This window comes from Achromobacter pestifer (genome assembly GCF_902859625.1).
GTDB classification, from domain to species: domain Bacteria; phylum Pseudomonadota; class Gammaproteobacteria; order Burkholderiales; family Burkholderiaceae_B; genus Achromobacter; species Achromobacter pestifer.
Genome location: NZ_CADIJX010000009.1, coordinates 12,662 through 35,160, shown reverse-complemented (window position 1 = coordinate 35,160; position 22,499 = coordinate 12,662). Strand labels below are relative to the sequence as shown.

The 22,499-nt window shown below is 65.5% G+C and carries 21 protein-coding genes; 6 read left to right on the top strand and 15 right to left on the bottom strand.

Annotation, left to right across the window (positions count from 1 at the left end; translation table 11 throughout):
• The first annotated feature begins 70 nt into the window (after window positions 1-70).
• A complete protein-coding gene (locus tag HV753_RS25860; RefSeq protein ID WP_175177446.1) occupies window positions 71-2,359 on the top strand; it encodes an acyl-CoA dehydrogenase in 2,289 nt (762 codons plus the stop codon).
• Here the strand turns inward: HV753_RS25860 and def are convergent, their stop codons facing one another.
• Genes def through glyQ form a run of 8 tightly spaced genes read right to left on the bottom strand, consistent with a single transcriptional unit; the run spans window position 2,360 to window position 9,829 of the window.
• The gene (gene def / locus HV753_RS25855; RefSeq protein ID WP_175177445.1) at window positions 2,360-2,893 is read right to left on the bottom strand and encodes a peptide deformylase; all 534 of its coding nucleotides are present in this window, start codon (window positions 2,891-2,893) and stop codon (window positions 2,360-2,362) included.
• A gap of 51 nt (window positions 2,894-2,944) precedes the next feature.
• Window positions 2,945-3,340, bottom strand: a complete 396-nt coding sequence (gloA, locus tag HV753_RS25850) for a lactoylglutathione lyase (protein WP_006226333.1) — start codon at window positions 3,338-3,340, stop codon at window positions 2,945-2,947.
• Between the two features lie 11 nt (window positions 3,341-3,351).
• On the bottom strand, window positions 3,352-4,494 hold the full coding sequence (locus tag HV753_RS25845) for a 2-aminoethylphosphonate--pyruvate transaminase (protein ID WP_175177444.1): 1,143 nt from the start codon (window positions 4,492-4,494) through the stop codon (window positions 3,352-3,354).
• Window positions 4,495-4,512: 18 nt separating this feature from the next.
• On the bottom strand, window positions 4,513-5,523 hold the full coding sequence (locus HV753_RS25840) for a M48 family metallopeptidase (protein ID WP_175177443.1): 1,011 nt from the start codon (window positions 5,521-5,523) through the stop codon (window positions 4,513-4,515).
• Window positions 5,510-6,238 carry a lysophospholipid acyltransferase family protein gene (locus HV753_RS25835; protein WP_175177442.1) on the bottom strand — a complete coding sequence of 243 codons (729 nt, stop codon included), beginning with the start codon at window positions 6,236-6,238 and terminating at the stop codon, window positions 5,510-5,512. Before HV753_RS25835 ends, HV753_RS25840 begins: the two co-directional genes overlap by 14 nt.
• Before the next feature lie 4 nt (window positions 6,239-6,242).
• Window positions 6,243-6,782: a D-glycero-beta-D-manno-heptose 1,7-bisphosphate 7-phosphatase gene (gene gmhB, locus HV753_RS25830; protein WP_175177441.1), complete on the bottom strand. Its 540-nt coding sequence runs from the start codon at window positions 6,780-6,782 to the stop codon at window positions 6,243-6,245.
• The gene (gene glyS / locus HV753_RS25825; protein ID WP_175177440.1) at window positions 6,779-8,917 is read right to left on the bottom strand and encodes a glycine--tRNA ligase subunit beta; all 2,139 of its coding nucleotides are present in this window, start codon (window positions 8,915-8,917) and stop codon (window positions 6,779-6,781) included. The genes gmhB and glyS overlap by 4 nt, the downstream gene beginning before the upstream one ends.
• Window positions 8,918-9,829, bottom strand: a complete 912-nt coding sequence (glyQ, locus tag HV753_RS25820; RefSeq protein WP_175177439.1) for a glycine--tRNA ligase subunit alpha — start codon at window positions 9,827-9,829, stop codon at window positions 8,918-8,920.
• A 277-nt stretch (window positions 9,830-10,106) separates the two neighbouring features.
• On the opposite strand from glyQ, the gene HV753_RS25815 reads away from it, so the two are divergent.
• Window positions 10,107-10,874, top strand: coding sequence for a crotonase/enoyl-CoA hydratase family protein (locus tag HV753_RS25815; protein WP_175177438.1), 768 nt, complete (start codon window positions 10,107-10,109; stop codon window positions 10,872-10,874).
• Between the two features lie 82 nt (window positions 10,875-10,956).
• Window positions 10,957-12,480: a fumarate hydratase gene (locus HV753_RS25810; RefSeq protein ID WP_175177437.1), complete on the top strand. Its 1,524-nt coding sequence runs from the start codon at window positions 10,957-10,959 to the stop codon at window positions 12,478-12,480.
• Window positions 12,481-12,553: 73 nt separating this feature from the next.
• On the opposite strand, the gene HV753_RS25805 is transcribed toward HV753_RS25810, so the two are convergent.
• The 3 genes from HV753_RS25805 to HV753_RS25795 are packed head-to-tail and all read right to left on the bottom strand — an operon-like array spanning window position 12,554 to window position 15,182.
• Complete coding sequence (locus HV753_RS25805; protein ID WP_175177436.1) at window positions 12,554-13,483, bottom strand: NAD(P)-dependent oxidoreductase; 930 nt, start codon at window positions 13,481-13,483, stop codon at window positions 12,554-12,556.
• A complete protein-coding gene (locus HV753_RS25800; protein WP_175177435.1) occupies window positions 13,480-14,172 on the bottom strand; it encodes an RraA family protein in 693 nt (230 codons plus the stop codon). Before HV753_RS25800 ends, HV753_RS25805 begins: the two co-directional genes overlap by 4 nt.
• A gap of 41 nt (window positions 14,173-14,213) precedes the next feature.
• Window positions 14,214-15,182 carry a Bug family tripartite tricarboxylate transporter substrate binding protein gene (locus HV753_RS25795; protein ID WP_175177434.1) on the bottom strand — a complete coding sequence of 323 codons (969 nt, stop codon included), beginning with the start codon at window positions 15,180-15,182 and terminating at the stop codon, window positions 14,214-14,216.
• A 148-nt stretch (window positions 15,183-15,330) separates the two neighbouring features.
• Between HV753_RS25795 and HV753_RS25790 the strand changes: the two genes are divergently transcribed.
• Window positions 15,331-16,143, top strand: a complete 813-nt coding sequence (locus HV753_RS25790) for an IclR family transcriptional regulator (protein WP_175177433.1) — start codon at window positions 15,331-15,333, stop codon at window positions 16,141-16,143.
• Window positions 16,144-16,156: 13 nt separating this feature from the next.
• Here the strand turns inward: HV753_RS25790 and HV753_RS25785 are convergent, their stop codons facing one another.
• From HV753_RS25785 to HV753_RS25775, 3 genes are read right to left on the bottom strand one after another with little or no spacing between them, the layout of a single operon-like run.
• Window positions 16,157-17,392, bottom strand: a complete 1,236-nt coding sequence (locus tag HV753_RS25785; protein WP_175177432.1) for a CaiB/BaiF CoA transferase family protein — start codon at window positions 17,390-17,392, stop codon at window positions 16,157-16,159.
• The gene (locus tag HV753_RS25780) at window positions 17,389-18,249 is read right to left on the bottom strand and encodes a MaoC/PaaZ C-terminal domain-containing protein (RefSeq protein ID WP_175177431.1); all 861 of its coding nucleotides are present in this window, start codon (window positions 18,247-18,249) and stop codon (window positions 17,389-17,391) included. Before HV753_RS25780 ends, HV753_RS25785 begins: the two co-directional genes overlap by 4 nt.
• Before the next feature lie 7 nt (window positions 18,250-18,256).
• Entirely contained in the window at window positions 18,257-19,171 is a 915-nt protein-coding gene (locus HV753_RS25775) for an SDR family NAD(P)-dependent oxidoreductase (protein ID WP_175177430.1), read from the bottom strand.
• 151 nt (window positions 19,172-19,322) lie between these two features.
• On the opposite strand from HV753_RS25775, the gene HV753_RS25770 reads away from it, so the two are divergent.
• On the top strand, window positions 19,323-20,222 hold the full coding sequence (locus tag HV753_RS25770) for a LysR substrate-binding domain-containing protein (RefSeq protein ID WP_175177429.1): 900 nt from the start codon (window positions 19,323-19,325) through the stop codon (window positions 20,220-20,222).
• A 228-nt stretch (window positions 20,223-20,450) separates the two neighbouring features.
• Entirely contained in the window at window positions 20,451-21,446 is a 996-nt protein-coding gene (locus tag HV753_RS25765; protein WP_175177428.1) for a Bug family tripartite tricarboxylate transporter substrate binding protein, read from the top strand.
• A gap of 77 nt (window positions 21,447-21,523) precedes the next feature.
• Here the strand turns inward: HV753_RS25765 and HV753_RS25760 are convergent, their stop codons facing one another.
• Entirely contained in the window at window positions 21,524-22,486 is a 963-nt protein-coding gene (locus tag HV753_RS25760; protein WP_175177427.1) for an NAD(P)H-dependent flavin oxidoreductase, read from the bottom strand.
• Window positions 22,487-22,499: the final 13 nt, after the last annotated feature.

The following is a 22,499-nucleotide window of genomic DNA, read 5'->3' as shown; positions in this document are numbered from 1 at the left end:
TTGGCCGCTGGCCGCCAATTCTGGTACTTTGGGCTGATACGCCCTAGGGCCATAACAGTGAGGGACACTCATGGATTTCAATGCCTGGCGCCGGCGCCGTATCTCGGAACCCGCATACCGCTGGGCGCGCAAAGCGTTGCCGCCCATGTCGGCCACCGAGCGCGAGGCCATTGAGGCCGGAGATACCTGGTGGGATGCGGACCTGTTCACGGGCAACCCCGACTGGCGCAAGCTGCTGGACGTGCCTGCCGCCACGTTGACCCGCGAAGAGCAAGCCTTCATTGACGGCCCGGTGGCCCAACTGTGCGCCATGCTGGACGAATGGGACATCACCTGGAACCGGCGCGATCTGCCGCCGGAAGTCTGGGCATTCCTGAAAGCGCAGCGTTTTTTCGGCATGATCATTCCGCGCCGCTACGGCGGGCTGGGCTTTTCGCCCTACGCACATTCCGAAGTCGTGCGACGTATTTCAGCCTATTCCATCACGGCGGGCGTGACGGTGATGGTGCCGAATTCATTGGGGCCGGGCGAATTGCTGATGCAGTTCGGCACGCCGGCGCAGCGCGATTACTGGCTGCCACGCCTGGCTGATGGCCGTGAAGTGCCGTGCTTTGGCCTGACCAGCCCGGAAGCAGGTTCGGACGCGGCGTCCATGGTGGATACCGGCATTGTGTGCCGCCAAGTGGTGGACGGCCGTGAACTGATTGGCATCCGGCTGAACTGGCACAAGCGCTACATCACGTTGGGGCCCGTGGCCACCGTGCTGGGACTGGCGTTCAAGATGTCGGACCCCGATGGCATCCTGGGCGGCCCCGTGGACATCGGCATTTCGGTGGCGCTGGTGCCCACCGAGGCGCCGGGGGTCGAGATCGGGCGGCGTCACCTGCCCGCCATGCAGGTGTTCCAGAATGGGCCGAACTTCGGGCGCGACGTGTTCGTGCCGCTGGACGCATTGATTGGCGGTGAGGAACGCGCGGGGCAGGGCTGGAAGATGCTGATGAGCGCGTTGGCCGCCGGGCGCGGCATTTCGCTGCCCTCGTTGTCGGCCGCCGCTGCGGTCATGTGCGCGCATACCACGGGCATGTATTCCCGGGTGCGCGAGCAGTTCGGCATTCCGATCGGCAAATTTGAAGGGGTGCAGGAACAACTGGCCAATCTGGCGGGCAATGCCTATATGGTGGAAGCCGCCCGGCGCCTGACCTGCGCTGCGCTGAACCAGGACGTGAAGCCGGCTGTCGTGTCGGGCATCATGAAATACCATGCCACTGAACGCATGCGCGGCTCGGTCAATGCCGCGATGGACGTGCATGCCGGGCGTGCCGTCATCGATGGGCCCAGCAATTATCTGGGGGCCTTGTACCGTGCGGTGCCTATCGCCATCACGGTTGAAGGCGCCAATATCCTGACGCGCAACCTGATCATCTTCGGGCAGGGCGCCATTCGCGCCCATCCCTATCTGATGCCGGAAATGCTGGCCCTGGCCAATCCGGACGAAGAACGCGGCATCGAGGTCTTCCACGATGTGTTCTGGCGCCATCTGCGCCATGCGGGCAAGAACACGTTGCGCGCGATCGGCCGTGCCTGGACGGGGGGCGTGCTGGCGCCTGCGCCCGCATCAGGTCCCACTGCCGGGCACTACCGGCGGCTGGGCCGCTACTCCTCTGGCTTTGCGCTGTTGGCGGATGCCACGCTGGCGCAGTTGGGCGGCGGCCTGAAGCGGCGTGAAATGATCTCGGCAAGGCTGGGCGACATCCTGTCCGAGCTTTATTTGCTGTCCGCGGTGCTCAAGCGCTGGGAAGACGAAGGCCACAAGCACGATGACCTGCCGCTGGTGCACTGGTGCATGGCGCAAGGCTACGCCAGCATCGAAAAAAGCATGGATCAGGTGTTGCGCAATTTGCCGGGCCGCGTGCTGGCCTGGGGACTGCGCGCGGCCATCTTGCCGCTGCGTCTGGCCAAGGGGCCGAACGATGCCCTGACGCGCGAGTGTGCGGACCTGCTGTTGAAACCATCGCCCACGCACGTGCGGCTGGCGGCCGATCTGCACCGCGAGCCCAGCAATGCGTCGTCGGGTGGCGTACTGCTTGGCGGCGGCCGGCAGGGCGGTGACCCGCTGGGCGACCTGACCCGCGCCTTTGCGCTGGTTGATGCCGTGCAGCCCATTCGTGACCGCTTGCGGCAATCCGGCGTGCGGGACTGGCGCGACGCACACAAGCGTGGCGCGATCACCGACACACAGGCCGCGCAACTGGAAGCGGCGGAGGCCATCGTGTCCAAGGTCTTGCAGGTGGATGATTTCGCGCCCGAGGAGCTCTCGCCGCAAGCGGCGCATGCCGCTGCGGCGAACCCGGACGCTTGATCAGTCGTCCGCGTTCGGGTCCATGCCCGGGAACAGGATTTCAGTGAAGCCGAACTTCGAGAAATCCTGGATGCGCGACGGGTAGAGCCGGCCGATCAGGTGGTCGCATTCATGCTGCACCACGCGGGCGTGAAAGCCATCGGCTTCGCGCTCGATCAACTGGCCGTAGGGGTCGCGACCGCTGTAGCGGATGTGGCGGTAACGCGGCACCAGGCCGCGCAGGCCCGGCACCGACAGGCAGCCTTCCCAGCCATCTTCCATGTCGTCTGACAGCGGCGTGATGACGGGATTGCACAGGATGGTCTGCGGCACGGCGGGCGCATCGGGATAGCGCTCGTTGCGATCGAAGCCGAAGATCACCAATTGCAGGTCCACGCCGATCTGCGGCGCGGCTAGGCCCACCCCTTGCGCGGCGGCCATGGTTTCAAACATGTCGTCGATCAGGGCGTGCAGCTCGGGCGTGTCAAAACGCTCCACCGGGGGCGCCACGCGCAGCAAGCGCGGGTCGCCCATCTTGAGAATGGTGTGGATCATGGTCGTCACGTTGTCAAAAGCGCGCGCAGGGTCTGCGGCGCGGGGGGCGGGTCAGTCCTGACGGCCTTTCTTCTGGATGAATTCGATCTTGTAGCCATCGGGATCTTCGACGAACGCAATCACCGTCTTGCCATGCTTCATCGGGCCGGCTTCGCGGGTGACCTTGCCGCCGCGTTCCTTGACCTTGTCACAGGCTTCGTAGGCATTGTCGACTTCCAGGGCGATGTGGCCATAGCCATTGCCCAGGTCGTACTTCTCGGTGTCCCAGTTGTGGGTCAGTTCGATGACGGCGCCTTCGGTTTCGTCCTGGTAGCCCACGAAGGCCAGCGTGAACTTGCCTTCCGGGTAGTCGTTGCGGCGCAGAACGCGCATGCCGAGCACGTTGGTGTAGAAATCGATGGACTTGTCGAGGTTGCCGACTCGCAGCATGGTGTGGAGCATACGCATGGATATCTTCCTTAAGCGATGAGGGGTTGGGGCAGGCGCTGCGGAATTCCGGCGCTTGCCTGAGTGATGCCGATGTCGCGCAGTGCGCCGCCCATGGCGTCGACCGCCAGCCGCATCTGGTCGGGGCCAAAGGCGCCGATGCAGCCGACCCGGAACGTGGGTTGTTCGGTATTGCTGAAATTGCTGAGTACGTAGCCGCGCGTCTTGAGGGCGTCGACGAACAGTTGCAGGTTCCAGGTCGGGGCGTCTGGTGCGCAGACGTTGACGACGATGGGACCTTGCAGATCGCGCGGCAGGTAGGGCGTCAGGCCTAGCTCGCTGACGCCATCATATAGCGTGCGCATGTTCGCTGTGTAGCGCGCCAGGCGGCCTTCCCGGCCTTCCTGCCAGTACAGATCCAGGGCCACGGTCAGCGCCGCCAGCGTGGGCGCGGGCGGAGTGAAGCGGGGACCCGCATTGGGGGCCAGGGTGTGCTGATAAATGTCAGCCAGGTCCAGCGACCAACTGCCTGCGTTACCGCGTGCCGCTTCCAGGCGGTCGCGGCGTGCCACCACGAAGGCGGCGCCGGGCAGGCCTTCCAGGCATTTGTTGGCGGTCAGCACGACGGCATCCACCGCGGGCAGGGCGGCCAGGTCCAACGGCAGCGCGCCAAAGGCGGACACTGCGTCGATGATGACGCGGCGGCCCATCGCCTGGGCGATGCGCGCCAGTTCGGGCACGTCATGGCAGATGCCGCTGCCGGTTTCGCTGTAGACCAGCGCCAGGTGCGTCAGGGTGGGATCGCGCTCCAAAGCGGCGGCCACGGCCACCGGGTCCACGCGCTCGGTCGCGCCCACGTGCAGGGGCACGGCAACCCGGCCCGCGTCGCCCGCCAGCTTCTGCAAGCGGCCGGCATAGGCGCCGGTGGAGGGCGCCAGCAGGCGGCCGCCCGGCGGCACGAAGGTGCGTACGGCGGCTTCCACCGCGAAGTGGCCGCAGCCGGGCAGCGCCAGCGCGGCGTGCTCGTCGGGAGATGCCTGCGCTGCGCGCAGCACGCCTGCGCAGACCTGCCGATAGGTCTCGCGGAAATCGTTGTCCCACGGCGCGTAATCCTGCGCCATGGCGGCCTTCACCCGCGCGTCGGTCGTAACCGGGCCCGGAATCAGCAGCAACATTTTTGTCTCCAAGGAACCTCAGAATTGAGGCAAAGAAGCAGGGTCGTGACGCCGCAGGATGTTCTTGGCGTCCTCAAAGTCCGGCAGGATCTGGCCGACTTCGTGCCAGAAGTCTTGACTGTGATTCATCTCGCGCAGATGAGCAAGCTCATGCGCGATCACGTAATCGATGATGGCGGGCGCGAAGTGGATCAGGCGCCAGTTCAGCATGATGTTGCCGTCGCTGGTGCAGGAGCCCCAGCGCGTGGCGGCGGACGACAGCCGCCAGCGGCTGATCTTCAGGCCGCTGATTTGCAGGAAGTGCGCCAGCCGCGCGCCGAACCAGGCGCCAGCCCGCTGTTGCAGCCAGGCTTGCGCCGAATCGCGGATGCGGCCCTGGTCGGCGTTGGACGGTAGCGCCAGCCAAAGGGTGTCGCGGTCTTGCGGGGCTTCCGCGTCGCCGGACAGGCGTGCCTGGCGGCTGTCGCCGCCCACGCCGATCAAGATGCGCTTGCCCAGATAGGGCAATTCTCCGCCCGGCTGCCAGCGCGTATGCGCCATGGCCAACTGCTGCTTGCGGGCGTGCCATTCGCGCAGCTTGGCAAGGATCCAGCGCGCTTTTTCACGCACGGCGTCGTCAACCTGTCCCAGCGTGACCCAGCTGGGCGCGGTGACGCGCAGGCCGTCATCGGTGATGACGAAGCCGATGCTGCGGCGGCGCGAGCGCAGCAGCACGAAGCCGATGGGCTGGTGTTCCGTCGGCACCTCGCGCCAGCGCGCGCCGGGCGGCAGCGGGTCGGGGCAGGGCGTGGGAACGCGGGACGAAGCGTTGGGAGACAGCGTCAGCAGCGGATCGCCCGTGGGGGCGGCGTCTGTTTGCGCGTCGGGAAAGAGTGTCTTGGGCGTGACAGGTTGCGGGGGCGCGACCTTGGGCGCCGTGGGCCGAGGCGCGGGCGGCGCCTTCGGCGTGGCGATCAGTGGCGACGCGCTCCGGGGCGCGTCGTTTTCTTGCGCGTCGAACAGGAGTTCGAGCTGATCAGTGCTGGGCATACCTTTCAGGATTGAGACGCCGCATTTCCCCTTCGATCCACGCCTGAACCTTCTGGTTCAGTTCGTCGGGGGAGAGTCCCTTGGATTCTATCGCGGGACCGATCGATAGGGTGACCATGCCGGGATATTTGACGAAAGCGTTGCGCCGCCAGCACTCGCCTGCGTTATGCGCCACGGGAATGACGACCGCGCCGGTACGCGAGGCAAGCAGCGCGCCGCCCATCTTGAAGCGCGCGGTCTTGCCCGGCGGCACGCGGGTGCCTTCCGGAAACAGCAGCGGCCAACGGCCTTCGTCCATCCGGGTCTGGCCCTGTTTAACCACCTGATCAAAGGCGTCGCGGCCTTTCGAGCGATCAATGGCGATCATGCGCAGCAGCGCCAGGCCCCAGCCGAAGAACGGCACCATGTGCAGTTCTTTCTTGTAGACGAAGCAGACCTCGCGCGGCATATGGGCCGGGAAGAACAGGGTTTCCCAGGCCGACTGGTGCTTGGACAGGATCACGGCAGGGCCGTCGGGCAGGTTCTCCCAGCCCTTGACCTGCCAGCGGATGCCACAGAACACCTTGGCCCCCCAGATGGCCAGGCGCGGCCAACCCACGGTCAGCTTGTAGCGCCAGCGCAGCGGCAGCGGCGCCCACAGGATGCAGGCGAAGGCATAGGGGATGACCGTGACGGCCAGGAACAGGAAGTACAGCAGCGAGCGTAGCCGGGCCATCGAATCAATTGTCCTGAAGCAAGGCATCGGCCAGGGCCGACAGGTCTTCGCATACGCGCGTGTTGTCGGGCAGGCCGCCCTTGGCCAGCGTCTTCTTGCCGTTACCCGTCTGCACCAGCCAGGGCGAGCAACCCACGGCCGAGGAGGCTTGCAGGTCGCGCAGCGAATCGCCCACGGCCGGCACGCCGGTCAGGTCGATGTCGTAGCGGTGGCCGATCTGCTCGAACATGCCCGGACGCGGCTTGCGGCAGGTGCAGTTGTCGTCCGGGCCGTGCGGACACAGGAACACGGCATCGATGCTGCCGCCCACGGCGGCCAGTTCGCGCCGCATCTTCGTGTGGATGGCCGTCAGCGTGTCCATGTCGAACAGGCCGCGCGCCAGCCCGGATTGGTTGGTGGCAACCACCACCTTCCAATCCGCCTGGGTCAGCCGGGCGATGGCTTGCAGGCTGCCCGGCAGGGCAATCCATTCGTCGGGATTCTTGACGAACGCATCGCTGTCCTGATTGATGACGCCGTCGCGGTCAAGGATGATCAGTTTCACTGTGCCAGCCTGGAAATGTCCGCCACTTGGTTCATCAGGCCATGCAGCTGGCTCAGCAGAGCCAACCGGTTGGCGCGCACGGCCGGGTCTTCGGCCATGACCATGACGTCGGCAAAGAAGGCATCCACGGGTTCGCGGGCCTGGGCCAGCGTGGAGAGGCTGCCTGCGAAGTCACCAGCGGCAAGCTGGGCTTCGGCCTGCGGGCGCAGGGTAGCGACCGCAGCGGCCAAGGCTTTCTCGGCGGGTTCCACCAACGCGGCATCGTTGACCGCGCCGATCTCGCCTTCGGCCTTCTTCAGCAGATTGCCGATGCGCTTGTTGGCGGCGGCCAGGCTGGCGGCGGCGGGCAACTGCGCGAAGGCGGCGGCGGCGCGCACGCGCTCGGCCACCTGGTGCAGCGGCGGCGTCAGCGCGATCACGGCTTCCACCGCGTTGCGGTCGAAGTCGTTGATCAGCTGGTTGCGATAGCGCTCGTAGATGAAGGTGCGGACTTCAGCCAGCGTGTCGGCCGGGATCTTGCCGGCCGGGAACGTGCCTGCGGCCAAGGACAGCAGACCGTCCAGGGACAACGGGCCGTCTTCGCTGATCTTCAGCCAGCCGCCAGCGGCCAGTTGTTCAAACGCGCTGATCAGGCCCAGCGCCGCGCGGCGCAGGCCGAAGGGGTCGCGTTCGCCGGTGGGGGCCAGGCCGATGGCCCAGATGCCGGTCAGCGTTTCCACGCGCTCGGCGATGAACAGGGTGGCGGCGGTCAGCGTGTCTTGGGTGACCGGCGAGTCGTAGCGGTTGCGGTACTGGGTGCGCAGCGCTTGCACGACGCTGTCGGGCTCGCCGTCGCCGGCGGCGTAGTACGCGCCCATGATGCCTTGCAGCTCGGGGAATTCGCCCACCATGTTGGAACCCAGGTCGGCCTTGGCCAGCATGGCGGCGCGGTCGGCGGCGGAGACGTCGCCGCCCAGTTGCTCGGCCACGCCACGGGCGATGGCGCGCACGCGCTCCACGCGCTCAAGCTGGGTGCCCAGCTTGTTGTGATAGACGATGGACCCCAATTGTTCGACGCGCGCGGCCAGCGGCGTCTTGCGGTCGGTTTCAAAGAAGAACTGGGCGTCGGCCAGGCGCGGGCGAACCACGCGCTGGTTGCCTTCGACGATGTTCGCCGGCTTGTCCGTGTGCATGTTGCTCACGATCAGGAAGCGGTGCGTCAGGCGGCCGGTGGCCGGGTCGAACAGCGGAAAGTACTTCTGGTTCAGCCGCATGGTCAGGATCAGGCATTCCTGCGGCACTTGCAGGAACTGCTCTTCAAACTGGCCCACGTATACGGTGGGGTGTTCAACCAGCGCCGTCACTTCGTCCAGCAGCGCGGCCACTTCCGGGTCGTCGCCCAGCGTGGCCGACAGGCGGCCCGCGTGGTCCAGCAACTGGCGCTGGATCTCGTCGCGGCGGCCCTCAAAGGAAGCCACGACGCGGCCCTTGTCAGCCAGGGTGGCGGCGTAGGAATCGGCATCGGTGAACGAGACCGGGCCGGTGCTCATGAAGCGGTGGCCCAGGGTGTCGCGGCCAGCCTGCAAGCCCAGCGCGGACACCGGCACCACGTCGGCCCCGAACAGGGCGACCAGACCATGCGCCGGGCGCACGAACTTGACGGTGGTGACGCCGTCGGCCAATTGGTAACGCATGACCTTGGGGATCGGCAGATTGTTCAGCGCCGTGTCGATGCCTTCCTGCAAACCGGCCGCCAACTGGGCGCCGGCGGCGGTGCCGCGTGCGACCAGATAGTCCTGCTTGCCATCGGACTCGCGGTCCAGCGTGGCCAGGTCGATGTTCTCCAGGCCCTTGGCGGCCAGCTTCTTTTGCAGCGCGGGGCTGGCCTTGCCGTCTTCGGTCAGGCCGATTTTCACCGGCATCAGCTTTTCGGCATAGGGCTGGTCCGGCGCCTGCGCCAGCACGGCGGACAGGTGCACGGCCAGGCGGCGCGGGGTGGAATACGCCGTGACGGCGCAGCCGTCAGCCAGGAGGCCGTGGCGTTCCAGCGTGGCGCGCACGCCTTCGGCGTAGGCCTGGCCCAGCTTTTGCAGGGCCTTGGGCGGAAGTTCTTCGGTCAGCAGTTCGACCAGCAGCGGGCGGATGTTCGTCGTCATTTATGCAGTCTCCCCGGCGGACTGGTTGCGGCCCAGCATGGGAAAGCCCAGTCGTTCGCGGGATTCGTAATAGGCCTGGGCGACGGCGCGCGACAGGTTGCGGATGCGGCCGATGTAGGCGGCGCGCTCGGTGACGCTGATCGCGCCCCGTGCGTCCAGCATGTTGAACGTGTGCGCGGCCTTCAGCGCGGCCTCGTAGGCGGGCAGCGCCAGCGGCACGTCCATCAGCCGCTTGGCTTCGGTTTCGTAATCGTTGAAGTGCGCGAACAGCATGTCGGCCGACGAGTGCTCGAAGTTGTACGTGGATTGCTCGACTTCGTTCTGGTGGAACACGTCGCGGTACAGCACGCGGTTGCCGTTGGCGCCCTCGGTCCAGACCAGGTCGTACACGCTTTCCACGTCTTGCAGGTACATGGCCAGGCGCTCCAGACCGTAGGTGATTTCACCCGTGGTCGGCGTGCAGTCCAGGCCGCCCACTTGCTGGAAGTAGGTGAACTGCGTGACTTCCATGCCGTTCAGCCAGACTTCCCAGCCCAGGCCCCAGGCGCCCAGCGTCGGGTTTTCCCAATCGTCCTCGACGAAACGGATGTCGTGCTGCGTCGGGTCGATGCCCAGCGCCTTCAGTGAACCGATATACAGGTCCAGGATTTCCGGGGGCGCCGGCTTCAGCACGACCTGGTATTGGTAATAGTGCTGAAGGCGATTGGGGTTTTCGCCGTAGCGGCCATCCTTGGGCCGGCGGGACGGTTGCACATAGGCGGCACGCCAGGGCTCCGGGCCGATCGCGCGCAGGAATGTGGCCGTGTGCGAGGTGCCGGCGCCGACTTCCATGTCGTAGGGTTGCAGCAGGGCGCAACCCTGCTTGTCCCAGTATTCCTGGAGCGTAAGGATGATTTGCTGAAAGGTGAGCATAGGATTCTTGGAATTCGGTCGCCGGGCAAGGCTTGCCTTGGGCGTGGGAAACCCGGCATTTTAACTGGCCTGGGCCGGTCCTGTTCTCGAAGGCCCGGTGGGCGGTTACATCTATGCCTTTCCCGCGTCCCGAGGGCAATCTCGTGCGCCCGGGTGGACACTGGGCGGGGCGTGGGCTGCGCCTGCAAACCAATGGTCGTATGATTGAAGGTTGAGTCTCGAGTCTTATATAAAACCGGAACCTGATTCCGGGAATTCCCGAAAAAGGAGCAGCCCCATGTCAGACCTGATCTCGGTGGAAGTCACCGATGGCATCCAGATCATCACGATCAACCGCCCTGAAGCCAAGAACGCCATCAATCTGGAAACCGCCCAGGCCATGGCCGCGGCGCTGGACCAGTTGGACAGCCGCGATGACATCCGCATCGGCATTCTGACGGGCGGCGGCGGCACGTTCTCGTCGGGCATGGATCTGAAGGCCTTTGCCAAATCGGGGCAACGTCCTTACGTCGAAGGCCGTGGTTTTGCCGGCCTGAACGAAAAGCCGCCCAAGAAGCCGTTGATCGCCGCGGTTGAAGGCTACGCCCTGGCCGGTGGTTGCGAAATGGCCCTGGCCTCTGACCTGATCGTGGCTGCCAGCAACGCCAAGTTCGGTCTGCCGGAAGTCAAGCGCGGCTTGGTGGCCGGCGCCGGCGGCATGCTGCGCCTGCCGCGCCGCCTGCCGTACCACATCGCCATGGAAGTGATCCTGACGGGTGAAATGCTAAGCGCCGAACGCGCCTATTCGTTCGGCCTGGTCAACCGCCTGACCGAGCCGGGCGGCGCGCTGGCTGGCGCGTTGGAATTGGCTCGCGCCATCGTCGAGAACGGCCCGCTGGCCGTGCAGACCGCCAAGAGCATCGTGGCGCAGTCCGGCGACTGGGAACAGGAAGGCATGTTCGACCGCCAGCGCCCGCTGATCGCGCACATTTTCTCGTCGGCCGACGCGAAGGAAGGCGCCACCGCATTCGCCGAGAAGCGCAAACCCGTGTGGCAAGGCAAGTAAATAAAATAGGCTGTACTCAATCGCGCGCGGCCGGCTCCGTCGGCCGCGTTCTCACATTTTTTCTCCAAGCTCGTATATCGCCATGTCCGTCATCATTAAAGAAGAAGACTTCATCCAGTCGATAGCCGATGGCATTCAGTTCATCAGCTATTACCACCCCGTTGACTACATCCGCCATCTGGCGCGCGCTTACGAGCGCGAGGAAAGCCCCGCCGCGCGTGACGCGATGGCGCAGATCCTGACGAATTCGCGCATGTGCGCCGAAGGCAAGCGTCCGCTGTGCCAAGACACCGGCATCGTCAACGTCTTCCTGAAGATCGGCATGAGCGTGCGCTTCGATACCAAGCGCACCCTGCAAGAACTCTGTGACGAAGGCGTGCGCCGTGGCTACCTGAATCCGGACAATCCTTTGCGCGCCTCGGTGCTGGACGATCCGCTGTTTGCCCGCAAGAACACGCGCGACAACACCCCCTGTATCCTGCACGTCGAACTTGTCCAGGGCGACAAGGTTGACGTGCAACTCGCTTCCAAGGGCGGTGGTTCGGAAAACAAGTCCAAGTTTGCCATGCTGAATCCCAGCGATTCGCTGGTGGATTGGGTGTTGAAGACCGTCCCGACGATGGGCGCTGGCTGGTGCCCGCCGGGCATGTTGGGCATTGGCGTTGGCGGCACGGCTGAAAAAGCCATGTTGATGGCCAAGCAGTCGTTGATGGAAGACATCGATATGTACGAACTGCTGGCCCGCGGCCCGCAGAACAAGCTGGAAGAACTGCGCATCGAACTGTACGAAAAGGTCAATGCGCTGGGCATTGGCGCGCAGGGCCTGGGCGGCCTGACGACCGTGCTGGACGTCAAGATCAGCACCTTCCCGACGCACGCGGCTTCCAAGCCCGTGGCGATGATTCCGAACTGCGCGGCCACCCGCCATGCTCACTTCGAGCTGGACGGTTCGGGCCCCGCGCGCCTGGATCCGCCGTCGCTGTCGGAATGGCCGGAAGTGCATTGGGCCCCGGACTACAACAAGTCCAAGCAGGTGGACCTGAACACGCTGACGAAGGAAGAAGTCGCCAGCTGGAAGCCGGGCCAGACCCTGCTGCTGTCGGGCAAGATGCTGACCGGCCGCGATGCCGCGCACAAGCGTATTCAGGACATGCTGGCAAAGGGCGAGCCGCTGCCGGTGGACTTCACCAACCGCGTGATCTATTACGTGGGCCCGGTGGACCCGGTGGGCGACGAAGTGGTCGGCCCCGCCGGCCCCACGACCGCCACGCGCATGGACAAGTTCACCGACATGATGCTGGAGCAGACCGGCCTGATCTCCATGATCGGCAAGTCGGAGCGCGGCCCGGTCGCCATTGAAGCCATCAAGAAGCACGGTTCGGCCTACCTGATGGCCGTGGGCGGCGCGGCCTACCTGGTATCCAAGGCCATCCGTGGCGCCAAGGTGCTGGGCTTTGCCGACCTGGGCATGGAAGCCATCTACGAGTTCGACGTGAAGGACATGCCGGTGACCGTGGCGGTGGACGCTCAGGGCACCTCGGTCCATACGACTGGCCCGAAGGAATGGCAGGCCAAGATCGGCAAGATCCCCGTCGCCGTGGCATAAGCTGACCTGACGTGAAAATGGCCGCTGATATTTCAGCGGCCATTTTTTTCGGGACAAGCGCTTGTTCGCGGGCTTAACCCGCTTGCAGGATCTGCAAGACGTTGCGCGCCGCGCCCACGCCCATCTTCACATAGGCGTCGTGCGTGACGCCGCCCACGTGGGGGCTCAGGATCAGCCGCTGCTGACCCTGGAAGCAATGTGCGGCGGGCGGAGGCTCCTGCTGAAAGCTGTCCAGGCCGGCGCAGGCCACCTTGCCGCTGTGCACGGCGGCAAGCAGGTCGGCCTCGTTGATCAGCCCGCCGCGCGCGGTGTTGACCAGCAAGATGCCATCGCGGCATTGCGCCAGCGTGGCGGCGTTGATCAATTCGCGGTTGGCCCCGGTCAAGGGGCAATGCAGCGAGATTGCGTCGGACTCGGCCCATAGCTGGGGCAGATCAACCACTTCGACCCAGGGCGGAATGTCCCTGGCATAGGGATCGTGGCCGATCACCCGCATGTCGAGCGCGCGCGCCACGGTCGCCACCCGCAGACCGATGGCGCCCAGCCCCACCAACCCGAGGCAGCGGCCCGCCAGTTCAATGCTCTTGTGTGTGGCCTTGTCCCAATGGCCTGCATGCATGCGCGCATCCAGCGGCACCACGGATTTGGCGCAAGCCAGCAGCAGCGCGATGGCGTGCTCGGCAACGGCTGCGGCGTTGGCTCCCGAGGCGGCCTTGACCGCGATGCCGCGCGCGCTTGCCGCCGCGCTGTCAATGGTGTCGATGCCGCTGCCGTGCTTGGAGATCACCCGCAGGGACCGGGCGGCGTCGATCAGCGATGCGCTGATCTTGCCGTAGCGCACGATCATGGCGATGGGGTCGTGCTGACGCACGAGCGACAGCAGATCGTCCTCGGTCGGGCGCGCGCCCGCATAGACCAGGTGATAGTCCTGAAGCACATGCACGGCCTCGTCCGCCAGGTCGGCCCCGGTGACCAGCACGACGGGTTTGGCGCCGGGTGTCATAGCGATTCCCCAGCTTGCAGGACTCCCGCCGCGCGCAGCGCGTCCGCAAGCCAGGGCGCCCCGAGCTTGCCTGCCTTGATCTCCGCGATGCGGCGCGCTTCGGCATCCACTTTCTGTTGTGCCAGCACCAGGACGTCGGCAACGTTCTCGCGCGGAACCACCACCACGCCATCGGCGTCGCCGACGATCAGGTCGCCGGGATTCACCGTGACACCGGCCAACGATACCGGCCAGTTGACGCGGCCGGGCAGGCCCTTGGTCGGCCCATTGGGATTGGTGCCGACGGAGAACACGGGGAAGCCGCTTTCGATGATTTCATCGGAGTCGCGCACGGCCGCGTCGACCACGAAGCCGGCCAGTCCACTGGCCTGCGCCTGGGTCGTCATGATGGTGCCGCATAGCGCGGCGCTGCGGTCGCCTTTGCCTTCGACGACGATGACGTCGCCGGGCTGCGCCAGGGCCAGCGCGGCGTGGAACATCAGGTTGTCGCCGGGACGCAGTTCAACCGTGAAGGCCGGGCCGGCGACTTTCATTCGGGGCGACAGCGGGGCGATGCGGCCGCCCAGCGCGCCGCGGCGGCCGCCCACGTCTGCCAGGATCGCGGCCTGGAATTGGCTGGCGGCACGGACCAGATCGGGGCTGACGCGCTGGATGTCGCGGCGGATGGCGGGCAAGGATTTTTCGCTCATGATGGCAGTCTTGTCTTCAGAATGGGAAAGAGGGGGATGGGTCAGTCGATACGGGCGCCGGACTGCTTCACGATGCCCGCCCACAGCGCGTGGTCGCGGCGCAGGCGTTCGCTGAATGCCTCGGGCGTGCCACCCAGGACTTCTCCGCCTTCTGCGCGGATCTTCTGCTGATACTCGGCGCTGGCCATCGCTTTGTTGGCGGCCGCGTTCAGGGTCTGAATCACGTCTGGCGGCGTGCCTGCGGGCACCATCAGGCCGAACCAGGTGTTGGCGTCAAAGCCCGAGTAGCCGGCTTCGCTGACCGTCGGCACGTTGGGCAATTCCGCGACGCGCTTGGCCGACGTGACGGCCAAGGCCCGCAGCTTGCCCGTGCGGATCTGACCCAGCGCCGTGGGAATGGACGACATGAACAATTGCACCTGGCCCCCGAACAAGTCGTTCAGCGCCTGGTTGGCGCCCTTGTAGGGAATGTGTTGCAGCTTGATGCCGGCCGACTGCTGGAGCAGCTCTGCGGTCAGGTGCGCGACGGTGCCGTTGCCGGGTGATGCGAAGTTCAGTTCGCCGGGGTGGGCCTTGGCCTGCGTGATGACGTCGGCCAGCGTCTGGTAGCGGGAATTGGCTGCCACCACCAGCACCAGCGGCGCCGTGGCCACCAAGGCGACGGGGGCCAGATCGCGGGCCGGGTCGTAGGACAGCTTGGCGTACAGCGACGGATTGATGGCCAGGTTGCTGGTCTGGCCCAGCACCAGTGTGTAGCCGTCCGGCGCGGATTTCACGGCGGTTTCCACACCCAGGTTGCCGCCCGCGCCAGGGCGGTTCTCGGCAACCAGATTCCAGCCCGAGGTCTTGTTCAAGGCCACGCCCAGTTCGCGGGCAATGATGTCGGTGCCGCCACCGGGCGGGAACGGAACGATCAGGCGAATGGGGCGGTCAGGAAAGGACTGCGCCAACGCGCCAGCACCGATCACAAGGCCGCCAATCAGCGCGGCCGCTTGGGAAAGCAGTTTCATTCTTGTCTCCAGTCTTATGGGGGGACTTCATGGCACCGATCCGTCGAATGCGGGTCTGGTGGCGGGGTCCACTATAGAAATGCGTTCCGCTCTATACAATGGTGTTTCATCTAGCAAAACGCGGTGCGTACCGCGAAACGGAAGCAGCATGAAAAAGAAGCCTGCCGTGTCGGCGGAATTCGCTCAGGCCACCGAACCCGCAGAGCCGGGAGAGGCCGAGCAGGGCGATGGCGTGCGCGAGTCGGGAGGCGTCATTGCCGTGGCACGAGCGATGCGTCTGCTGGAAGCGTTCCAGGTGGACGACGCCTTCTTGTCGCTGGCTGAATTGAGCCGCCGGGCCGGCATGCACAAGACGACCACGCTGCGCATTGCTCGCACGCTGGCCGGGGCGCGTTACCTGGTGCAGCGTGAAGAAGACGGCGCGTGGCGCCTGGGGCCGGCCTCGGGATGGCTGGGGGCGCGCTATCAGGCGTCGTTCGACTTGAACAACGAGATCGAACCGACCTTGCGCGAGCTCACGCGCGAGACCGGCGAAAGCGCGTCGTTCTTCGTGCGCGAAGGCGATATCCGCACCTGCCTCGTCCGGGTCGAAGGCCCCAAGGCGATCCGCCATCACATCCGGATGGGAGAAGTGCTGCCGCTTGAAAAAGGATCGCCAGGGCGCGTGCTGATGGCGTTCTCGGGCGAACCCGGCGAGCCCTACGAGAGCATCCGCCGTGACGGCTTCTATATTTCGGTCGGCGAACGCGAGCCCGAAATCGCCAGTGTGTCGGCGCCCGTGTTCGGCGCCAACTGGCGCTTGCTGGGTGCGCTGAGCGTGTCCGGGCCCGCAGGCCGTCTGCCGCGCGAAAAACTACAGAAGTTCGCCACGCTGATCAACCAGAAGGCCAATCGGCTTTCCTATGTGCTCAGTGGAGGCGCGCAACGCCACGCGCCGGTGCGCACGCAATGGCATCCGTAGCGCGCCCGCCGTGCTATGCCGTCTTCGCGGTTGCAGTCTTGAACGCCGCAATCGCCTCGGCCGATTTCCCCAGCACATCGCGCAATACTTCTTCGGTGTGTTCGCCCAGTAGCGGCGGCGCACGGCGGTAAACGACGGGCGACGCAGAAAACCGCAACGGGCTGGCGGTGACGGGGGCCACGCCACCCGCCGGATGTGGCAGGTCACGGCGCAACTGCCGGGCCTGCGCCTGCGGATGCGCGAACGCCTGCGCGATGTTGTTGATGGGGCCACACGGCACGCCCACGGCTTCCAGCTTGGCAATCCAATCGTCGCGGCGGCCTTCCTGCATGATCGCCGTCAGCATGCCGATCAGCAATTCGCGGTTCGTGACGCGCAGCCGATTGGTGGCAAAGCGCGGGTCGTCGCCCAGTTCCGGCACGCCGATGGCGCGGCAATAGGCGCGGTACTGCGATTCGTTGCCCGTGGCGACGATCAGATGGCCGTCGCTGGCGGCGAACACTTGATACGGCACGACGTTCTGATGCGCGTTGCCGGCGCGGGTCGGCGCAACGCCGGAATTGAAGTAGTTGGAGTTCTGGTTCGCCAGCAGCGCCACGTGGCTGTCCAGCAAGGCGATGTCCAGATGCTGTCCCAGGCCACTGCGGTGCCGCTCTTGCAAGGCCGCCAGAATCGCGACGGTGGCGTACATGCCGGTGACGATGTCCGTCACCGCCACGCCGGCCTTCTGCGGGCCGCCGCCCGGAAGGTCGTCGCGTTCGCCGGTGATGCTCATCAAGCCGCCCATGCCCTGGATCATGAAGTCATAACCGGGGCGCTGCGCGAAGGGACCGTCCTGTCCGAAGCCCGTGACCGAGCAATAGATCAGGCGCGGATTGATGGCCTTGAGGCTGTCGTAGTCCAGGCCGTACTTGGCCAGGCCGCCCACCTTGAAGTTCTCGACCAGGATGTCGCTGGCGGCCGCCAGTTCGCGGATCAACGCCGCGCCTTCGGGCGCGGCCATGTCCGCTTCGACCGAGCGCTTGTTGCGGTTGGCGCTAAGGTAATACGCGGATTCGTTGGTGTCCTGGCCGTCGCCGTCCTTCAGGTACGGCGGCCCCCAGGCGCGTGTGTCGTCGCCCACGTGCGGGCGTTCGATCTTGATGACGTCCGCGCCCAGGTCGGCCAGGTTCTGCGTGCACCAGGGGCCGGCCAGGATGCGCGACAGGTCCAGCACGCGGATGCCGTCAAGCGCCGGCGGCCGCGTCATGATTGCACCGTCGCGGTGCCGTGGCTCATGACGACGACATCACGTTCGCTTGCCCGCACCTGGAAGCGGATCTGCCCGTCCGGCATGCGCCACATGTCGCATTGCAGCGCCTCGCCCGGATACACCGGCGCTGAAAAGCGCGCGTTCAAGCTGGTCAGCCGCGATGCGTCGTAGCCGCAGCAGCTTTTCACGATGGCGTGCGCGGCGACGCCATACGAGCACAGGCCATGCAGGATGGGCCGGGGATAACCCGCTTGACGCGCAACGTCGGGGTCGGCGTGCAGGGGATTGCGGTCGGCGCTCAGGCGATACAACAAGGCGGCGCTGGGCGGCACGCGCAGTTCACAACGCACGTCCGGTTCGCCGCCGGGCACGGCGGGCAAGGCCTCGGGGCTGGCGTCGCCCTGGCCGAATCCGCCGTCTCCCCGGCAGAAGGTGCTTTGCCGCAACGTGGCCAGGCAGGCGCCCGCTTCGTCATGCAGCGTGCGCTCGGTGATGATGATGGCGCCCTTGTCCGCGCCCTTGTCGATCACATGCGTGTTGCGGCTCTTGCCGATGACCACGCCCGACACCGGCAACGGCGCATGCACCGTCAAGCGCTGTTCGCCATGCACGACTTTCACCCAGTCGATGCCGGCACGCGGGTCCTGCACCCAGAACCCGGGGTAGCCCAACACCACGCTCATCGTGGGAAACGCCTGCAAGTTTTTTTCGTACACATAGCGCAACTGGCCGGCGTCCTCGGGGTCTTGGCCCAGGCCGATGCCCAGCGCATAAAGCATGGTGTCTTTCTGTTCGTAGCGTTGACGTACGTCGTCAAAACGCCAGTCCTTCACGGTTGCGTAATCCAGGGGCATGGCGGTCTCAGATGGGGTCCCAGTCGATCACGTCGGGCGAACGCTCCAGCGCATAGAAGTGCTTGCGCATGGCGGGCACGGCAATCTCGGCGATGCGCTCGGGCGTCCAGCCTTCGCTGTTGTGCACCGTGCGCAAGGGGCGCGGCTGGCTCATCAGCATGATTTCATTGGCGCGCACCGCGAAGATCTGCGCGGTGATTTCGCGCGCGGCGTCGCTGGCCAGATAGACGGCCATCGGCGCGACCTTGCCCGCTTCCATCTTCTTGAGCTTTTCGACGCGCGCTTTCTCTTCGTCCGTCTCCGCCGGGATGGAACTGGTCATGCGGCTCCACGCGAAGGGCGCGATGCAGTTGGAGCGCACGTTGTAGCGCGCCATGTCCAGCGCGATGGACTTGGACAGCGCCACGATGCCCAGTTTCGCGGCCGCGTAGTTCGCCTGGCCGAAGTTGCCAATCAGGCCAGAGGTGGACGTCATGTGCACGAACGCGCCCGATTCCTGTTCGCGGAAATAGGGGGCCGCGGCGCGGCTCATGAAGAACGAGCCGTTCAGATGCACGTCGATCACCTGACGCCATTCCTCTTCGCTCATCTTGTGGAAAACACGGTCGCGCAAATTGCCCGCGTTGTTGATCACCGCGTCAATGCGCCCGAATGCGTCGATCGCGGTCTGCACCACGCGGCTGGCGCTGTCGTACGCAGCCACGCTGTCCGTGTTGGCCACGGCCTGGCCGCCCGCCGAGATGATTTCTTTCACGACCGCTTGCGCCGGACCTTCCGCGCCGCCTTCGCCCGTCAGCGATACGCCAATGTCGTTCACGACCACCTTGGCGCCCGCTTGCGCCATCGCCAGCGCAATGCTGCGCCCGATGCCGCCGCCTGCGCCCGTGACGATCACTACCTTTCCGGAAACCATGCCGCTCATTGAATCTGACTCCTGTGCTGCGGCGCGCACGCCGTCGTTGGAAAACAGTTCCGCATCAACCCGTCTGGTTAGCGCGTTTACTGCATGGTAGATTCGACCCGGCATTCCAAGAATTCAAAATTAGAAATGCCCCCCTTCTGCGTGGTGGAACATGAGACATGATTTGACGGACCTGCGTTTGTTTCTGAACGTAGGCGAAACACTCAATCTGACCCGGGCTGCGGAACGCACCTTCCTGTCCTTGCCGGCGGCAAGCGCGCGGGTCAAGCACATGGAAGAGGCCTTCAAGGCGCGGTTGCTGGTGCGCCTGGCCACTGGCGTGGCGCTGACGCCGGCTGGCGAGGTGCTGCTGAAGCACGCCAATGCCGTCTTCCGGCAGCTGGAATGCCTGAACGCCGACCTTCAGCCCTATGCCAGCGGATTAAAGGGACGCTTGAGACTGCTGGCCAACACCACGGCGACCAACTCCTTCCTGGCCGATGCCTTGTCCACGTTCCTTGCGGAAAACCCTGACGTGGACGTGGAGCTTGAAGAGAAGATATCCGGGGACATCGTGATTGCGATTCGCGCAGGCGCCGGCGACCTGGGGCTGGTGGCGGGCAATATCGACGTGGAAGGATTGGACGTCACGCCGCTGTTCCGCGACGAACTCACCGTGGTGACCGCGTTGGATCACCCGTTGGCGGCCTCGAAGTCCGCGCATTTCTCGGACCTGGTTGATGCCTACCAGTTCGTCGGCATTCACCCCGACAGCGCCATTCAGACCTTCCTGGAAGACATTGCCAGCGGCCTGGGCAAGCGCATTTGCCAGCGTGTGCACGTGGGCAGCTTTGAGGCGGTGTGCCGCATGGTCGAGGCGGGGGCGGGCATTGCCGTCGTGCCGCGTGCCTGCGCGGCACGCTATAGCCGCCCCGATGCGTTGCACGTGCTGAAGCTGGAAGACCCCTGGGCGTTGCGCGACCGCCTGTTGTGCCGTCAACGCGGCCGTGACCTGCCCAGCTTTGCCGAGTGCTTCATTGAACACGTGCAGCGTGCCGCGCGCGGGCAATAGTTGGCTCGTGGCGGCCGTCCGCTACGTTTGTCCTAGGCCTTCTGTGGCATTCACGCATCGCTCAGGTGCAATTCGTGTCCGCTGATCGAACTTTCCACCCCGCGCGAAAGAGGGGCTTTTGAAAATGTGTAGCGGCGATTCCGGGCGCACGGAAAATAATAAATAAGAGCGGCGGGCAGCAGTTCTTGAAGCTTGACCGTGAATAACACCAAGACTCAGGAGACTGCCTTGATTGATCTTCAACGCCGCCGCGTCGCTGCGGGGCTGGGCGCCGCATGCGCCGCCGCCGTACTGCCTTCGCTATACCCCTTGGCCGCGCGTGCCGCCACGTGGCCGGGCCATGCCGTGACCTTCATCGTGCCCTTTCCCGCAGGCGGCCCGGTGGACACCACCGCGCGCTTCACCACGCAGCCGCTCGGGCAGCTGTGGTCGGTGCCTACCGTGGTGGACAACAAATCAGGGGCGGGCGGCATCGTCGGCGCGCAGTTCGCGGCCAAGGCCGAACCCGATGGCTACAACTTCTTCTTTGCCTCCATCCACCACGCGGTGCTGCCCAGCCTGCGCGACAACCTCAGCTACGACATCAGCCGCGACTTCGTGCCAGTGGGCATGGCGGCGGTCTTTCCCATCGTGCTGGTGGTGAATGCGTCCTTGCCCGTGAACACGGTCAGTGAACTGATCGCCTATGCCAAGGACAATCCGGGCAAGCTGTCGTTCAGCTCGTCCGGCACCGGCGGCGGCACGCATCTGGCGGGTGAACTCTTCAACGCGATGGCGGGCGTGCGGATCCAGCACATCCCGTATCGCGGCAGCGCGCCCGCCATGCAGGATCTGCTGGGTGGACAGGTGCAGGTGATGTTCGCGGATGGCCCTTCCGCCGTGCCGCATCTGAAAGGCGGCAAGGTGCGCGCGTTGGGCGTGGGCAACCCCACGCGGTCCAGCATGTTGCCTGACGTGCCCACCATTGCGGAATCCGGCCTGCCCGGGTACGAGGCCTATTCCTGGAGCGGTGTGATGGCGCCCAAGGGCACGCCGCCGGACATCGTGAAGCGCATGAACGCGGATATGGTGAAGGTGCTGTCGGACCCCGCCACGGCCAAGGGCATGATCGCGGCAGGAGCCGAGCCCAAGCCCGGCACGCCGGAGCAATTCGGTGATTTCCTGCGCGACGAGATCGTGAAATGGCGGGATTTGATCAAGACGGCGAACATCAAGCTGGAGTAGCCGGGCCGGGCCGGGCCAGCACGTCGCGGGCCTGATGTCTGGCATCAGGCCCGTTCGTGTTGACTATCCGTTGGGTATCACGCCGCCATCAAGGCGTTCCTGGCGTTGCGGTACTCCGCCTCCAGTTGGTCCACCAGCGTCGCGATTGGCAGGATCTCTTGCGCGGCGCCCACGCCCTGGCCTGCGCTCCAGACATCCTTCCATGCCTTGGGCCGGGAATTCTTGTCCATGTTGGCGGGCGGCGCTTCGCCGTGTTTCGCCAGGATCGCCGGATCCAGCCCGGCAGCTTGAATACTGGCGGACAGGTAGTTCGCGGGCACACCGGAAAAATACGGGGTGTAGGTCACGTCGGCCGCCTGCGCCTGCAACACCATTTCTCGATAGGCTTCCCCCGCCAGCGATTCCTGCGTGGCAATGAAGCGGGTGCCCATGTAGGCGAAGTCGCAGCCCAGGATCTGGGCGGCCAGGATGTCCTTGCCGTGGCTGATACAGCCCGACAGCGCCAGAGGGCCGTCGTAGAACGCGCGGATTTCGTTGACCAGCGCGATGGGGTTGATCTGGCCCGCGTGGCCGCCGGCGCCTGCGGCCACCAGGATCAGGCCATCGACCCCGGCGTCCAGCGCACGCTTGGCGTGACGCACGTTCGTGACATCGTGATAGACCAGCCCGCCGTAGGGGTGCACCGCCTTCACCACGGCTTCCGGCGCGTGCAGCGACGTGATGATGAGCGGCACGCGCCGTTCAGCGCAGATGGCCAGATCGCCCTGCCAGCGCGGGTTGCTGGGATGGACGATCAGGTTCACGCCATACGGTGCGACACGGGCGCTCGGGTTGGCCTGGCGCCTGGCGGCCAGGCCTTCCTCGATGCGGGTGATCCACTCATGCAGCTGTTCCTGCGGGCGGGCGTTCAACGACGGGAACGTGCCAATGATCCCCGCCGCGCATTGCGCCACCACCAGTTCAGGCCCGGAGACCAGGAACATGGGGGCGCCGATGATCGGCAAGCGAGTCTGGGCGTGTAGCGCAAGCGGAGGGTGCATCTGGGGCTCCGGA